The sequence below is a fragment of the Undibacterium sp. FT79W genome, assembly GCF_014284215.1.
Classification (GTDB): Bacteria; Pseudomonadota; Gammaproteobacteria; order Burkholderiales; family Burkholderiaceae_D; genus Undibacterium; species Undibacterium aquatile.
This window is the reverse complement of sequence record NZ_JACOGB010000008.1, coordinates 249,236-265,198: the sequence shown is the minus strand read 5'-3', so window position 1 is coordinate 265,198 and position 15,963 is coordinate 249,236. Positions and strand designations below refer to the sequence as shown.

Here is a 15,963-nt window from a genome sequence, read left to right as displayed (position 1 = left end):
ACCGCCTCGGTAATAATGGCATCCACTGATGGGTGCCATTTTTTTTACCAAGACATCAATATAAGCTGATTTCAGCCCTTAAAATACACAGATCTCACTCAATATCATCAAGTCGCATGTCATCAAATTCACTCTCACTAACATCAAGACTATCCGAAGCGCGTTGGATCGCGGGGTTCCTATTTGTACTATCCTGTTTTTTATGGGTAGACCAGGAGCGCCTCTCCGTCTTCGTCGTACCAGCGCCGCTCCCGGTACATACCTTTCTAGAGACAGTGACCATCGTTATTTTTGCTTCGGTGTTTATCGTTTGCTGGAATGCTTTTGGTGAAGTACGTAAAAAAAGTAGTGTGATACTGGCGGTCGCATTTCTCTGCACAGCAATATTGGGCTTTTTTCATACGCTCACATTTCAAGGTATGCCTGGATTCGAAACCGCAGGAGACATGCATAAATCAATGAGTTTCTGGCTTATTTCTCGATCAATAATCGCGACAACTTTGCTAGGGCTTGCGTTTGATCCGGAAGACTCAGAAATAAGTCAGATGCAATCGTATGGGGTTTTGAGTGCCGGCTTACTGGCCACGTTAGGCTGGGGGATTCTGGTTTTTGCATTTCCCAATTTAATTCCGCTTACATTCATTCAGGGAGCCGGTCAGACATCGTTCAAAGTCGCCTGCGAAACCTCATTAATTGCAGCACATATCTTAGCTGCAGTTTTATTTTACAGACACGCACTACGCTTCCAGATTGACAAATCTGCAGAGCATTTACATATCGACAGAGTTCCACTGTTTCTGGCCACCGTCTTGATGGCAATGTCTGAAGTTTACTTCTCCATCTATGCGGAAACCAGTGATGTCAATGTCGTCATAGGGCATACATTTCTACTATTTTCCGCGATTGCGATTTACCGCAGCATGGTCGCTGTCAACATCCATACACCTTATGCAAGCCTCGCTGCTTCTACTAATAATCTGGCAAAATCTGCTGAAGAATTAAAACTGGAACGCCAACGTCTGAGTCGCATGATCGATACTGCAATTGATGGCATCATCACCGTTGACGACAAACAGGAAATCATTCTGGTCAATCCCGCCGCTGCGTTAATTTTCGGCTATGAAGTAAATGAATTAGTCGGAACATCCCTTAACCGTTTAATTCCGGCACGCCATCGCGAGACGCATAAAAGTCACGTGCAGCAATTTGGAGAGGCCGGTATCACCCGCCGCAAGATGGGTACTCATTTTGAAGACTTTTATGTCACCGGATGTCGCGCATCAGGTGAGGAGTTTCCGATCGAGGCATCAATTGCACATCAACTGGAAAACGGAAAACGCTACTACACGGTCATCTTCAGAGACATTACTGACCGAAAAGTCGCAAAAGAGAAAATGGCAAAGTATCATGAGCAACTAAGCCAGCTCTCAGCAACACTACAATCGATCCGTGAAGAGGAGCGTAAGCACATCGCGCGCGAACTACATGACGATCTGGGCCAGCTGCTCGCTGCACTTAGGATGGATTTATCATTACTGCAACGGGATCTGTCATTTCTGGACAGAAATAAACCCACGATCAACAGCATGGATCAGTTGATATTGACTGCAATTACTACACTCCGTCGTATCGCCACAGATCTGCGCCCACGCGCACTGGATGAGGGAGGACTGTTCTTTGCACTACAGACTTTACAGAGAGATTTCTCTCATCGACATCGCATAAATTGCGAATTGATTGCTGACGAAGATCAACTGACGTTAGACGACGCGCGAAGCACTGCCATTTTCCGCATTATTCAGGAGTCACTGACCAATGTTGCACGTCACTCTGAAGCAAGCGATGTTCAGATCGAATTTCAACGCTCTCACGCAGAACTTAAATTAAACATTAACGACAATGGTAAAGGAATTGTTGAAGAAGATATGGGTAAAACCAGCTCATTCGGCTTGGTAGGTATGAGGGAAAGAATTAAAGCAATGAACGGCGAATTTCAGGTTCTGAGCACACCTGGAGAAGGCACTACTCTGGAAATAAGATTACCGCTGACAGATTAAATATTGTATAACACATCGTGATGTAAAAAAATACGGGATACACTCTGCATATGGCAATATTTTCAAAGGAAAGCTGATGCTATCTTCTATTTTGAGCAATGGACTGTCAGGCATGCGAGCAAATCAGACAGCCTTAGATGTTTCCAGTCACAATGTAGCGAACGCGGAAACACAAGGCTTCATACCTCAGCAAGCTGCGTTTCAAGAGGCAAACAATGGTGGTGTGACCGTCAGCATCAGCCAACAGGGTTTTAAGATGGCAACACAAGAGGCCAGCGGCACTGATCTTACGAAAGAGATAGTGCAGTCTATTCAGTACCAAGCTGGATTTGACATCAACGCAAAAATGGTGAAAACCGCTGATGAATTATTAGGAACGCTGATCAACACCAAAGCGTAGTCGCCACACTGACTGACACCTAAAAAAAGCTAGCGATCAGGCAAGACACAAAGAAAACCGGGCATCTGCTGCATATCTGAATACCAGAGTCCGATCAATCCTATCCCTATCAGTACAAATGCGCCGGTGTATTTCAATACCGACGGCACCCTGACCTTACTGACAGCATTAAATATGCCCTGACTCAACAACAGATGTGGCATTGCACTCAAACCGAATAACAACATCAGTATTGCACCCGAAAATGCATCTCCCGATAGCAAAGCAAAAGGTGCCATCCCCCAAAGTAACCCACAAGGCAGACATCCCCAAGCCATACCGACAAAGAACGGATATTCAATACTTTGCTTTAGCGGCGGCGCAAAAAAAAACAATGCTTGCTGCAGGCGCGAAAAATAAGGACTCAGAGCATTTATGTGAAAACGAAACCCGACGACTTTGAGCCCCAAAATAATCAGCGCAAGATTACCAATGACAAACAAAATCTGATGAACCGGAAAGTAAGGTTTCAAAATCATGCCTGCACTTCCCAAACCACCAAACACTGCACCAATCATCATATATGTGGAAAGTCTGCCGGCCTGTAGCAAAGCCTGAAAACGAATACCACTAGTTACCGAGACTAGCGACTGCCTTTCAGTATCATCACTCCGACTGATAGGAATCACTTTTCTTCCATTGCTCCCGGCACGACTAAGCATGGAAGAGATACCACCGCACATACCTACACAATGCACCCCTCCCGCGATACCGGCGGTTACAGCAGCAAGTATCAGGGGCAGAGTCAGCATAGTAATAATATAAATCGGAATGAACACGAGATAATAACTATATCTCGCTTAAGAGATGAAACTGACACGCATTGCGCAGCAGTATTCAAGAGCTACACACCGCTTGAATAAAGATGTATAGCAGACTGGTGTCTGAAACGTGGTTAATGAGCCTTCTGTACCAGTAAAGCAGTCAAACCGCTGGAGAGAATGCCTAACAGCCAGAACATGAAAAAACCTATTGTGTACACACCTGTAAGATGCAACTGCAGACGCTGATCAAATATAATCAACTCCATAGGATCAACGAGACTAAAAAACAATCCTGTTGCAGCACATGCCATTAGAAATGCGGGCCACAACACTATCATCAACATTGGCCGTAAATAAGCTTTGCTGTGAGCTGAATTCTGATGTTCCAATCTCGTCCCCTTTAGTGATTATTCAACTGATCAGTCAACAAATCATAGGGATGCGCAATTATTTTGCCATACCTAATTGCGCGACCTTTTGCTCTGGTTCAAACCAATCCCCGGTCAGTCGCCAATCAGTCGTTTCTAATTTAATGTGAAACAATTTAACAGAGCTTGAAAAAATACTCGAGACTAACTTTAAGTCACCCTCATAAATCCCAGGGCTAACTTGAACCATAGGTAAGCGATGAACGACTTCGTTTACAGATGTCGCACCTTCAGCGGCATTAGCAAGACTCAGCTTCACAGTGTCAGGCAACCGACCGTCACCTTTCAACTGCATACGAAGTTTTCCAGAGGACACGTCGAGACTCAGCGTTGCACCTAAATGCAATTCTCTTGATTTCGCATCACGCTGAATATCTTTATTGATCATTAAGCCCTGCTTGTAATAATCTTCAGCAACAACCTTATCTGCTCCACGAAATGCAATGGCACCAGTAAAAATGCTGGCACAAACAACGATTGCAGGTCCGCCCGCGACCAACAAAAGCCAAGGTTCTTTGAACCATTTATCTCTTTTTTTTGAAATCAGGATTGCATCCATAACCACTCCTTAGCGGGGAACAATAAACACAGCTTTTTCAGTGACGGAAACATCAGGCGCATCGAGATCTTTAACGACAAACCGAATTCGATTGGAGCCTGTCTGTAGAACATTCGCCGGAACTCGTACACGCACCGGAAAAGCTTTTGCTGCGGCAGATTTAACGTCGATATCAACATTATTCAAAATTGTTGCACCCTTAACACCCTGAATTTCTACCGAATACCTGCGTGCAGATTCCTGCGTATTCATGACTTGCAGGCGGTAGACATTTTCTATCTCGCCATTTTCAGTAATTTTTGGCATACCGCGATCGCGAATCACATCCACTTTTAATGGTACGTGATAGACCAAAGAAACTGCTGCGACGATGATAATTAATCCTAAAATACCGCTGTAAACCAAGGTACGTAAGCGGAATACCCGTTTCCACATCGCCTTGTTATCTAACTTGCGTGTCAGTGCATGTTCAGTTGTATAGCGGATCAATCCACGCTCATAACCCATTTTATCCATGACCTGATCACAGCCATCAATACACAAACCACAAGCAATACACTCGTATTGCAAGCCGTTACGAATATCAATTCCAGTCGGGCAAACCTGAACACAGATACCACAATCAACACAAGAGCCCAGACCAGCAGCTTTAAAATCAACCTTCTTGTTGCGAGAACCACGTGGCTCACCGCGCTCGGTATCGTAAGTCACAATCAATGTGTCTTTATCGAACATTGCGCTTTGGAAGCGTGCATAAGGACACATATATTTGCAGACCTGCTCACGCATCCAGCCTGCGTTGCCGTAGGTGGCAAAACCATAAAAAAGGAACCAGAATGTTTCCCATGGACCCAAGGTAAAGGATCCGACAGAAATAGCTAATTCACGTATTGGCGTGAAATATCCAACAAAGGTAAAACCCGTCCACAAGCTTAAAATCAGCCATAAAAAGTGTTTAACGAATTTTAAAGAGAATTTGCGAGCAGTTAATGGACCTGTATCAAGTTTGATACGCGCATTACGGTCACCTTCAACCTTGCGCTCTATCCATAAAAAGATTTCGGTGTATACCGTTTGCGGGCAGGCGTAGCCACAAAATAAACGTCCCGCAACTGCTGTAAATAAAAACAAGGACAACGCTGAGATTACCAGCAACACCGCGAGATAAATAAAATCCTGCGGCCAGAAAACAATTCCAAATATGTAAAACTTACGTGCAACCAGATCGAACAATACCGCTTGCCTCTCATTCCAGTTGAGCCAGGCAGTACCGTAAAACAGTAACTGTGTAAAAGCCACCATTACCCAGCGCCAGTATGCAAACCAGCCCTTTTGTGTACGAGGATAAACTTTCTTACGTTCCTCAAACAGAGCCAGCTCTACTTCATCCATCGGCACCGGAGTAATGGGGATATGCTTCATTTTAAAACTTCGTCTTTCTTATTTAAACAAATGCTCTTACGCTTATTTTACGGCGTTATCCGCAGCAGGTACAACAGCGGTAGCAATTTGCTTGATGCTCTTAGCTTCAGAATCAGATACTTTCCCTGCTTCTGTATTGTTTGACAGCCCCCAGACATACGCTGCTAACAGATGAATTTTTCCTTCTGTAAGTATAGTCTTATGTGCAGGCATCTGGTTAGTGCGGCCTTTATTGATCGTTTCCATTACGGTATCGATACTGCCACCATACAACCAGATTTTATCTGTCAGATTCGGAGCACCCAAAGCCTGATTTCCCTTACCATCAGCACCATGACATGCTGCGCAAGCGGCAAACTTTGGCTTACCTATCGCTGCTTTGATAGGATCGTGTGCAGAATTAGACAAACTCAATACATAGTTAGCGACGTTACGAACATCATCATCGCTACCAATTGCTGCGCCCATTGGAGGCATCATACCGTTACGACCATGAGTGATAGTAGTCTTGATGACTTCAGGATCGCCACCATAAAGCCAGTCGCTATCTGTCAGGTTTGGATAACCTTTACCGCCTTGGGCATCAGATCCATGGCATTGCGCACAAGTGTTCAGGAAAAGACGCTGACCAATTTCACGTGCTTGCGGATCTTTCGCGACATCCTTGATATCCATTGCCAGGTACTTATTGAAAATCGGACCGTATTGCGCCTCACCATCTTTCATTTCTTTTTCATAAGCACCAACCTGGCTCCAGCCAAACGATCCTTGATTTCCACCAAAACCTGGGTAGACAATCAAATAGCCCACGCTGAAGATGATCGTCAGATAGAACAACCATTTCCACCATTGCGGAAGCGGGTTATTTTGCTCCATCAGAGTACCATCCCACACGTGACCAGTGGTTTCTGCTGGCAAAGGCTTACCATCAGCACCAACCTTCACCTTCACTTTTGACTGCGACCATAACAGCACAACGCAAAAGACCATGCCGAGAGCCACGATGGTGGCGATACCTATGCCCCACCATTCATTAAAAAAATCTGCCATGACTATTTTCCATTCTCATTATCAATTGGCAAGCGAGCCAGTTTTTCGAAGCGCTCCTTGTTACCGGAACTAAACGCCCAGTAGACGATGCCCAGAAATACAAACAGGCTAATCAACGTCACCACACTGCTCAGGATCGTGAAATTCATAATTTACCCTTTCAAAAAGTGATAACCCAAGGAGCCACTCTTTAGTTTTTATTTTTAATCGCTGTTCCAAGAACCTGCAGATATGCAATCAAAGCTTCTTGCTCAGATTTATTTGCCAGTTCTGCCGGACCTGCTTTGATTTGCTCTTCAGTGTATGGAACACCTAAAGTTTTCATCGCATTCAGTTTTGGAACAATGCTATTTGGATCCAGCGGTGTTTTTGCCAACCATGGATAAGCTGGCATATTCGACTCAACAACAACTGAGCGAGGATCATTTAAGTGATCACGATGCCAGTTATCACTGTAACGACCACCGACACGTGCCAGATCAGGACCAGTACGCTTACTACCCCATTGGAAAGGATGGTCGTAGACAGACTCACCCGCAACGGAATAGTGACCATAGCGCTCAGTTTCAGCACGGAAAGGACGAATCATCTGTGAATGGCAGCCGTAGCAACCTTCACGCAGATAAATATCGCGCCCCGCCAATTGCAATGGCGTATAAGGCTGCATTCCCTGAACAGGTTGCGTTGTCGATTTCTGAAAAAACAGCGGAACAATTTCAACCAGACCACCGAAGCTGATCGTCAGAATGGTCAGCACCAGCAGCAAGCCTACGTTACGCTCAATCAGATCATGAGTAAAATTACGCATCAAATTTCTCCTGTTGATTTAAGCATGAGCGGAATTAGCAGACAACGCAGGTATCGCGTTATTCACTGGTTTCGCAGCCATCAATGTTTTCGCAACGTTGTATGCCATGATAATCATGCCACTCAGATACATTGCACCACCTGTTAAACGGATGACGTAGTAAGGGAATGTCGCTTTAACAGACTCAACGAAAGAGTAAGTCAAAGTACCGTCTTCATTTACTGCACGCCACATCAGACCTTGCATCACACCGGCAATCCACATAGAAGCGATGTACAAAACAACGCCGATAGTCGCAACCCAGAAATGAATCTCGATCAGACGCTTGCTGTACATTTGTGTCTGTCCAAACAAACGTGGAATCAGGTAATACAAACTACCGATGGAAATAAAGCCAACCCAACCCAAAGCACCGGAGTGAACGTGACCAACAGTCCAGTCAGTGTAGTGCGACAAGGCATTCACGGTTTTGATCGCCATCATAGGGCCTTCAAATGTCGACATACCATAGAAGGACAGAGACACGATCAGGAAGCGCAGGATAGGATCTGAACGCAATTTACTCCAGGCACCAGACAAAGTCATAATACCGTTGACCATACCACCCCATGATGGAGCCAGCAGAATCAGGGAGAACACCATACCGATGGACTGCGCCCAGTCAGGCAATGCCGTGTAGTGCAAATGATGCGGACCCGCCCACATGTAGGTAAAAATCAATGCCCAGAAGTGAACGATCGACAAACGATAGGAGTACACAGGGCGCTCGATTTGCTTAGGAACGAAGTAATACATCATTCCAAGGAAACCTGCAGTCAGGAAGAAACCAACCGCATTATGACCGTACCACCACTGAACCATCGCATCCTGCACACCAGCATAAGCTGAGTAGGACTTAGTCAATGAAACTGGCAATGCAGCACTATTTACGATATGCAACACTGCAACGGCGAGAATAAACGCGCCGTAAAACCAGTTTGCAACATAAATATGTTCTACTTTACGTTTAGCCAGTGTGCCGAAAAATACAATCGCGTAAGCAACCCAAACGACCGCAATCAGCAAATCAATTGGCCATTCCAGTTCAGCGTATTCTTTACCCTGAGTAAAACCCAGAGGCAGAGAAACGGCCGCAGCAACGATCACCAGTTGCCAACCCCAGAAAGTAAATTCAGCCAAACCATCAGAAAACAAGCGTACGTTGGAAGTACGCTGAACTACATAATAAGATGTCGCCATCAGCGCACATCCGCCAAACGCAAAAATTACTGCATTAGTATGCAAGGGTCGCAAGCGCCCATAGCTAAGCCAAGGTATCCCTGTTAAAAATTCTGGAAAGGCCAGTTGAGTAGCAATCACCACGCCCACAAGCATGCCGACTATTCCCCAAACTACAGCCATGACAGAAAATTGGCGTACAACCCGATAGTTGTATGAGTTTTCTTTAGTTATCGTCATGATCTCACTCTGTTGTAAAAATACACTGAAAGAATAACAACCGCACTGCACAACTACATTGATACATATCAAATATTACCGGAATCTGCGCCTGCTTCATGCTATTCGCAACAGCCTCAAGAATAACGCCGATTAACGGTTTGCGCAAAAAAAAACGGCACCGTTCCGGTACCGTTTTATGGTCATCTTTTTTGATTACTGAACTACTTGAACCGGAGCTGCCAAAGCCGATTTATTGACGCTGACTTTCGCCTTTTTTTTCAACAACTCTATGTAAGTCAAAAGATCCTGTTGCGACTGCATACTGGCAATTTGCTGCGCATCTGATGCACGTTTTGCTGCATCAGGAACACCTGCACTCACCTTAGAAATACGGAAAACACTATAACCGCCACCACCGAGCGCCACACCAACATAAGCTGGCAATTTTTGCGTATCCGCCTTCATCACCTGCACAAATGCTGCCGCCGGAATATCCTGCGGCTTCGCGCGTGAAATCACTTTCACATCCGAGAATCCGGCAACAGAATCCGCCGCTTTCAATGCGGCCAGTTTAGCCTTACCTTCTTTTTCAGCCAAAGCCTCAGCTTCGGATTGCGTAAGTTTCGCAACGATCGTCGGCTTCACCTCTTCCAACGGGCGCTTGCTAGCCGCTTTGTATTCCAGAATACGACCCGCAATCAGAGTATTTGGCGCAACCTCAACCGCTTCTGTGTTGTGTTTTTTCTTCACAGCACCGTCAGCAAAAATAGCCGTCAGAAATTTGGCATTATTCGTCACAACAGAAGCTGGCAACGCCTTATTCGGCTCACGCATCAAACCATCAACTACTTCTATTTTGAGTTTCAGTTTGTCTGCAACCGGTTTCAGACTATCCGCCTGCTCATAAACTGTATTACCAAAAGTTTCCGCCGCCTCTGCATACGCCTTTGCTGCTTTCTGCTTTTTAATATCAGCAGTAATTTGCACCCTCACCTCATCCAGAGGTTTGACCATCGCAGGCTTAACATCCGTCAACTGAATGATATGAAAACCGAAATCGGACTGTACGACGTCACTGACTTCGCCTTGCTTCAGCTTGTAAGCTGCATCCTCAAAAGGCTTGACCATCGCGCCTTTACCGAAGAAGTCAAGATCACCGCCACGCTCTGCTGAGCCTGGATCCTGAGAATTTTCTTTTGCCAGCTTTGCGAATGAAGCAGGATTTTTACGAACTTCCGCCAACAATGATTCAGCCTTCGCTTTTGCCTTCGCCTTTTCAGCATCACTCGCGTCTTTTTTCGCCGCAATCAGAATATGACTGGCACGGCGCTGCTCATCAACGCTATAGGCTTTCGCATTGCTTTTATAAAACTCCTGCACTTCCGCATCAGAAACAGCAACCTGCGCCTGCAATACATCATTATTCAAGACAACATATTCGGCCTTGATTGACTCAGGAATTTCGAATTGCGCAGCATTTTTATCGTAATAAGCTTTCACCATTTCATCAGTGACTTTTACCTGCGAGGTAAAATCAGCCGTTTTAAAGTTCAACATCTGAACTTCACGCTCCTGCTCGCTGATCAGCGCAATACGATCCACGACCGTTTTTGGAATAAAACTCGTGTTCTGCACAGCACCAGCCAACTGCTCAACCGTCAGATCCTGGCGCATACGTTGATCAAACATAGCCTGAGTCATCCCCTGAGAAGCAAGATAATTCAGATACCGTTCTTTATCGAAGCTGCCATCCGCCTTCACCAGACCAGGCAATGCCAGAATCTGTTGCTGCAGGGTCTGGTCAGTCACCGTCAGTTTGCTATTTTTAATTTCAGCAGCAACGGCTTTACGGGCAATCAACTCATCCAGAACATTTTTCCTCATTTCCGGAGTATTCAACATCTTAGAGTCGAATTGCGGACCATAGCTCTGACGGAATTTATCCAACTGTTCGCGCAAAGCGGCATCCAGCTCCTGCTGAGTGACCGCCTGACCTGCAACCGTTGCAACCGTCGCACCGGCAGTCGCTTGCGATCTGGTATAACTCTCGATACCAAAAAAGGCGAACGAAGGAAAAATAATCAGCAACAATAAAAATTGCATTAAGCGCTGATGGGTACGAATAAATTCAAACATGTTCAACCTATCGTATGACGAAGAATAACAATCACAAAATTGCAAATATAAAAAAAGGCGAACTTTCGTTCGCCTTTTCAGTTTTCTGGCGGAGCGGACGGGGCTCGAACCCGCGACCCCCGGCGTGACAGGCCGGTATTCTAACCAACTGAACTACCACTCCTTTTTTTACTACTATGTATAAATTAACTGGTGGGCGCTGAGAGGCTCGAACTCCCGACCTAAGCCTTGTAAGGGCTCCGCTCTACCAACTGAGCTAAGCGCCCGCACCTGCAATTTACACTCGCGCCGCCATTGTCACGGCGTCGCGAAAGATCATTAGTTTACAGCATCTTTCAATGCTTTGCCAGGTTTAAATTTAGGAACCTTAGCCGCCTTGATTTTAATTGCTTCTCCGGTACGTGGATTACGGCCAGTTCTTGCTGCACGTTTACCGACGGAGAAAGTACCAAAACCAACCAGTGTGACTGTACCGTTTTTCTTCAGCGTTGTTTTTACCGCACCGATCAAAGCGTCCAGAGCGCGGGAAGAAGCCGCTTTTGAAATATCCGCTGTTTTCGCAATATGATCGATCAACTCAGTTTTATTCACTTAAAGCCCCCTCACAAAAATTTGAATTTCGCGACGATGTATTCGATTGTTTCTCAGTCTCGCATCTATCACGGCAAGCAGGAAATCTGCATCCGGTATTAAAACAAGCCGGAAAGCCTTGTGTCAAGCGGTTTTACAAGCTTTCATTGCAATCTTAAAGATTAAGTTTGACTTTACTCAGTATAATTTCACCTTGATATCGTTGCTGGCTTTCTGTTAACGATAAATCGGCTCAGCCGCGCATTGCATAAATAAGCGAAAACCACATGCTGGTGGTGACGACAAAATCATACAAAAATTATCCGACATAAATATGAAACCGATTCAAATTTTAGGCACCCCACTCGCCCCTTCCGCAACCAAAGTTATGCTGCTGGGCTCAGGTGAACTTGGAAAAGAAGTCATCATTTCACTGCAACGACTGGGAGTCGAAGTGATCGCTGTGGATCGCTATGAAAATGCGCCGGGTCATCAGGTCGCACATCGCGCTTACGTTATCGATATGACCGATGGCACAGCATTGGCGGCACTGATTGAATTCGAGCAGCCTGATCTGGTTGTTCCTGAAATCGAAGCCATCGCTACTCCGACGTTGGTTGAACTCGAAAATGCCGGCAAGGTGCAGGTGATTCCGACAGCGCGCGCAGCATGGCTGACAATGAATCGAGAAGGCATACGCCGCCTTGCGGCAGAAACATTAGGGCTGGCGACATCGCCATATCGCTTCGCCGATAGCCTGGAAGAGTTACGCGCTGCATGCACAGAAATTGGTTTTCCCTGCATCGTTAAACCAGTCATGTCTTCTTCCGGCAAAGGACAATCAAAACTCGACAGCGCCGCCGACGTAGAAACCGCATGGAACTACGCTGCAGCAGGCGGGCGCGTCAATTCTGGTCGCGTCATTGTTGAAGGCTTCATCGATTTCGACTACGAAATCACACAACTGACCGTACGCGCCGTAGGCAGCAATGGAGAAATCCAGACGCACTTCTGCGAGCCTATCGGTCACGTTCAGGTGCAAGGCGATTATGTCGAATCGTGGCAACCGCAGGCGATGCACGCGCAGGCGCTGCAAGGTGCACGCGATATCGCCAAGAAAATTACCGATGATCTCGGCGGTCTCGGTTTGTTTGGGGTTGAATTATTCGTCAAAAACGAGATGGTCTGGTTCTCCGAAGTCAGCCCACGTCCACATGACACGGGCATGGTCACCATGTCGAGTCAGGTGCAGAATGAGTTCGAGCTGCATGCCAAAGCCATACTGGGCTTGCCGGTCGATGTCGCATTACGGACACCGGCGGCATCAGCGGTCATTTACGGCCAACACGAAGCAAAAGGTATCGCATTTGAAGGCGTTGCAGAGGCATTACAAGTACCGGGCACAGATATCCGCCTGTTCGGCAAACCGGAATCTTTCGCACGCCGGCGCATGGGCGTGGCGTTGGCAGCAGCGGGCGACACCGACACAGCACGCCGCCTGGCCAAAGAAGCTGCAGCCAAAGTGAGACCTGTCGTCATAAAATAATAAAATAAATCATTTCAACAAACGCAGGTCTGTCAGCACGTTTGCCGCGACTTAAAAATCGCGGCCATTTAACAACAAGACGGCGCAACAAGACAGCACGTTTTTATAAAGCTCTTTATGAAGAATTTCGATGTAGTCATCGTTGGCAGCGGTCTGGCGGGCTTATCCGTCGCCTTGCATCTGGCGCAAACACGCAAGGTTGCCATCATCTCCAAACGCGAATTGCTTGACGGTGCCAGCAATTGGGCTCAGGGCGGCATTGCCGCCGTTCTGGATTCGCATGACAGTCATGATCAGCATATTTCAGACACACTGATCGCTGGGGGCGGCCTGTGCGACGAAGGAGCAACCCGTTATATTGTTGAGCATGGGCGTGAAGCAATTGACTGGCTGATAGAACAAGGCGTGCCATTCACCAGAGACGAAGAAGCCGAACTCGGCTTTCATCTGACGCGCGAAGGTGGTCATAGTCAGCGTCGCATCATTCATGCCGCCGACGCCACCGGACATGCGGTGCAGGTCACGCTGGAACAAAAGGTGCGTAACCACCCCAACATCGCGCTGTTTGAACATCATTACGCGATTGACGTCATCACCTCCGCAAAGCTCGGCGACACCTCACCGACACCACGTTGTCTCGGTCTGTATGTGCAAGACGTTAAAACCGGAAAAGTCGATACCTTCTCCGCTCAGCATACCGTGATGGCGACCGGCGGCGCAGGCAAAGTTTATCTGTACACCACGAATCCGGATACAGCGACTGGCGACGGTATTGCAATGGCATGGCGCGCAGGCTGCCGCGTCGGCAATATGGAATTCATTCAATTTCACCCAACCTGTCTGTATCACCCATTTGCCAAATCTTTCCTGATCACGGAAGCGGTGCGTGGCGAAGGCGGTATTTTAAAATTACCCGCCGAAGCAGGTGCCGCCGCTGGCAAGCGTTTTATGGCCGATCATGATGAACGTCTGGAGCTCGCACCACGTGATGTGGTGGCGCGCGCGATCGACTTCGAAATGAAAAAACGCGGCCTCGATTATGTAGAGCTCGACATCAGCCATCAGCCACCAGAATTCCTGCAAGAGCACTTCCCGACGATTTATGCACGCTGTCTGGAGCTCGGCATCGACATCACCAAACAAGGTATTCCTGTCGTGCCCGCTGTGCATTTCACCTGTGGCGGCATTGTCACCGATACCGATGGCAGAACCGATCTGCACGGCCTGTATGCGGTCGGGGAAACGGCTTACACCGGCCTGCATGGCGCCAATCGTCTCGCCAGCAATTCCCTGCTTGAATGTCTGGTCGTTGGCCGTGCCGCAGCAAAACACATAGAAAGTCAGGAAAGAATCACACCGATCGCTTTGCCTGACTGGGATGAAAGCCGCGTCTCTGACGCCGATGAAGAAGTCGTGATCGCCCACAACTGGGATGAATTGCGCCGCTTCATGTGGAATTATGTCGGTATCGTACGCACCACCAAACGACTGGAGCGCGCGAAGCACAGGATACGTTTGCTGAAAGAAGAAATCGACGAGTATTACGCCAACTTCCGCATTTCCAATCACTTGCTGGAATTGCGCAATCTGGTTGAAGTCGCCTCACTCATCGTCAACAGTGCCTTGTCACGCCGTGAAAGCCGTGGCCTGCATTTCAGCCGCGATTATCCCGACACCTTGCCAAAAGCCTTGCCGACGGTGCTGACGCCGAAGCGCAAAAAGTAAGCATCAGGCGATTCAACACAATCAAGAATCACGAAAACGGCAAAAACAATGCCGCCACAGCCCAATATTTATGCGGACTCTGGCGGTATTGTTTTATGCGAAAAAAGAACGGGAAAACTATCAGCGCTCAGATAATCCGTAAAGAATAATCCGTCGCCTTGATATCCTTGGTCAGGCTGCCGATGGAAATGCGATCCACACCGGTTTCAGCAATCGCGCGAACGGTGACATGATCAATGCCACCGGATGCTTCCAGCAAAGCACGGCCAGCGTTGATTGCCACGGCTTCACGCATCGTTGCGGTATCGAAGTTATCCAGCAAAATCGATGTCGCACCGGCTTGCAATGCTGTCTGCAATTGCTCCAGCGTTTCCACTTCTATCTGTATGCTGACTCCGGCATTCAGACTCAGCGCCTGTTGCATGGCAGCGGCGACACCACCAGCGGCAGCGATATGATTTTCCTTGATCAGGATGCCGTCATACAAAGCCAGACGCTGGTTTTTTCCACCGCCGACACGTACCGCATATTTTTGCGCCAGACGCAATCCTGGTAAGGTTTTGCGCGTATCGAGAATCGCCGCTTTAGTGCCGGCGATGATAGCAACATACTTGCCGGTCGCAGTCGCAACCGCAGACAACAACTGCAAGAAATTCAGCGCGGAACGTTCGGCCGTCAGCAAAGCACGGGCTGGCGCCTTGATTTTGCAGACCACCGTGTTGGCCTTTATCGCCTCACCTTCGGCGTATTGCCAATCCACTTCGATAGCGGCATCCAGCGTCGTCATCACGGCATCGAACCACGGCGCACCACACAGAATGGCATCTTCGCGCACGATGACCTGCGCCTGTACGATTTCATCGGCAGGCACCAACAAGCCAGTCAGGTCGGCGGCACCGACATCTTCCGCCAGTGCATCACGGATATTGCGTTCAAACGCTTTTTGCAGATCGGCATCAAACGGCGAATGAGAATTTTTCAAATTACTAGGCATGAGTACAAAATCCTGAGCAGAGTTC

Annotated in this window: 14 protein-coding genes and 2 tRNA genes; 4 read left to right on the top strand and 12 right to left on the bottom strand. The window is 47.4% G+C overall.

Annotated elements, in window-relative coordinates:
- Positions 1–116 precede the first annotated feature (116 nt).
- Both H8K38_RS16035 and H8K38_RS16030 read left to right on the top strand, forming a co-directional pair.
- The gene (locus H8K38_RS16035) at positions 117–2,057 is read left to right on the top strand and encodes an MASE3 domain-containing protein (protein WP_186885843.1); all 1,941 of its coding nucleotides are present in this window, start codon (positions 117–119) and stop codon (positions 2,055–2,057) included.
- Positions 2,058–2,133: 76 nt separating this feature from the next.
- Positions 2,134–2,457 carry a flagellar basal body rod C-terminal domain-containing protein gene (locus H8K38_RS16030; protein WP_255423020.1) on the top strand — a complete coding sequence of 108 codons (324 nt, stop codon included), beginning with the start codon at positions 2,134–2,136 and terminating at the stop codon, positions 2,455–2,457.
- 29 nt (positions 2,458–2,486) lie between these two features.
- Here H8K38_RS16030 and H8K38_RS16025 read toward each other — a convergent pair whose 3' ends face one another.
- The 11 genes from H8K38_RS16025 to H8K38_RS15975 form a co-directional block, all read right to left on the bottom strand.
- A complete protein-coding gene (locus H8K38_RS16025) occupies positions 2,487–3,275 on the bottom strand; it encodes a sulfite exporter TauE/SafE family protein (RefSeq protein WP_186885842.1) in 789 nt (262 codons plus the stop codon).
- Between the two features lie 432 nt (positions 3,276–3,707).
- Positions 3,708–4,247 (bottom strand): FixH family protein, encoded by a 540-nt coding sequence (locus H8K38_RS16020; RefSeq protein WP_186885841.1) that lies wholly within the window; start codon positions 4,245–4,247, stop codon positions 3,708–3,710.
- 9 nt (positions 4,248–4,256) lie between these two features.
- On the bottom strand, positions 4,257–5,669 hold the full coding sequence (ccoG, locus tag H8K38_RS16015) for a cytochrome c oxidase accessory protein CcoG (protein WP_186885840.1): 1,413 nt from the start codon (positions 5,667–5,669) through the stop codon (positions 4,257–4,259).
- 42 nt (positions 5,670–5,711) lie between these two features.
- Positions 5,712–6,719, bottom strand: a complete 1,008-nt coding sequence (gene ccoP, locus H8K38_RS16010; RefSeq protein ID WP_186885839.1) for a cytochrome-c oxidase, cbb3-type subunit III — start codon at positions 6,717–6,719, stop codon at positions 5,712–5,714.
- A gap of 2 nt (positions 6,720–6,721) precedes the next feature.
- Entirely contained in the window at positions 6,722–6,868 is a 147-nt protein-coding gene (locus H8K38_RS16005) for a cbb3-type cytochrome c oxidase subunit 3 (protein WP_186885838.1), read from the bottom strand.
- A gap of 41 nt (positions 6,869–6,909) precedes the next feature.
- Positions 6,910–7,527, bottom strand: a complete 618-nt coding sequence (gene ccoO / locus H8K38_RS16000; RefSeq protein WP_186885837.1) for a cytochrome-c oxidase, cbb3-type subunit II — start codon at positions 7,525–7,527, stop codon at positions 6,910–6,912.
- Positions 7,528–7,545: 18 nt separating this feature from the next.
- On the bottom strand, positions 7,546–8,985 hold the full coding sequence (gene ccoN, locus H8K38_RS15995; RefSeq protein WP_186885836.1) for a cytochrome-c oxidase, cbb3-type subunit I: 1,440 nt from the start codon (positions 8,983–8,985) through the stop codon (positions 7,546–7,548).
- A 195-nt stretch (positions 8,986–9,180) separates the two neighbouring features.
- On the bottom strand, positions 9,181–11,103 hold the full coding sequence (locus H8K38_RS15990) for a SurA N-terminal domain-containing protein (RefSeq protein ID WP_186885835.1): 1,923 nt from the start codon (positions 11,101–11,103) through the stop codon (positions 9,181–9,183).
- Between the two features lie 86 nt (positions 11,104–11,189).
- A tRNA-Asp gene (locus H8K38_RS15985) sits at positions 11,190–11,266 on the bottom strand.
- A gap of 27 nt (positions 11,267–11,293) precedes the next feature.
- Positions 11,294–11,369, bottom strand: a tRNA-Val gene (locus H8K38_RS15980).
- Between the two features lie 52 nt (positions 11,370–11,421).
- Positions 11,422–11,694, bottom strand: a complete 273-nt coding sequence (locus tag H8K38_RS15975) for an HU family DNA-binding protein (RefSeq protein ID WP_186885834.1) — start codon at positions 11,692–11,694, stop codon at positions 11,422–11,424.
- A 313-nt stretch (positions 11,695–12,007) separates the two neighbouring features.
- On the opposite strand from H8K38_RS15975, the gene purT reads away from it, so the two are divergent.
- Positions 12,008–13,219 carry a formate-dependent phosphoribosylglycinamide formyltransferase gene (gene purT, locus H8K38_RS15970; RefSeq protein WP_186885833.1) on the top strand — a complete coding sequence of 404 codons (1,212 nt, stop codon included), beginning with the start codon at positions 12,008–12,010 and terminating at the stop codon, positions 13,217–13,219.
- Positions 13,220–13,336: 117 nt separating this feature from the next.
- On the top strand, positions 13,337–14,944 hold the full coding sequence (gene nadB, locus H8K38_RS15965) for an L-aspartate oxidase (RefSeq protein WP_186885832.1): 1,608 nt from the start codon (positions 13,337–13,339) through the stop codon (positions 14,942–14,944).
- A 127-nt stretch (positions 14,945–15,071) separates the two neighbouring features.
- Here nadB and nadC read toward each other — a convergent pair whose 3' ends face one another.
- Complete coding sequence (gene nadC / locus H8K38_RS15960; protein WP_186885831.1) at positions 15,072–15,938, bottom strand: carboxylating nicotinate-nucleotide diphosphorylase; 867 nt, start codon at positions 15,936–15,938, stop codon at positions 15,072–15,074.
- Positions 15,939–15,963 lie beyond the last annotated feature (25 nt).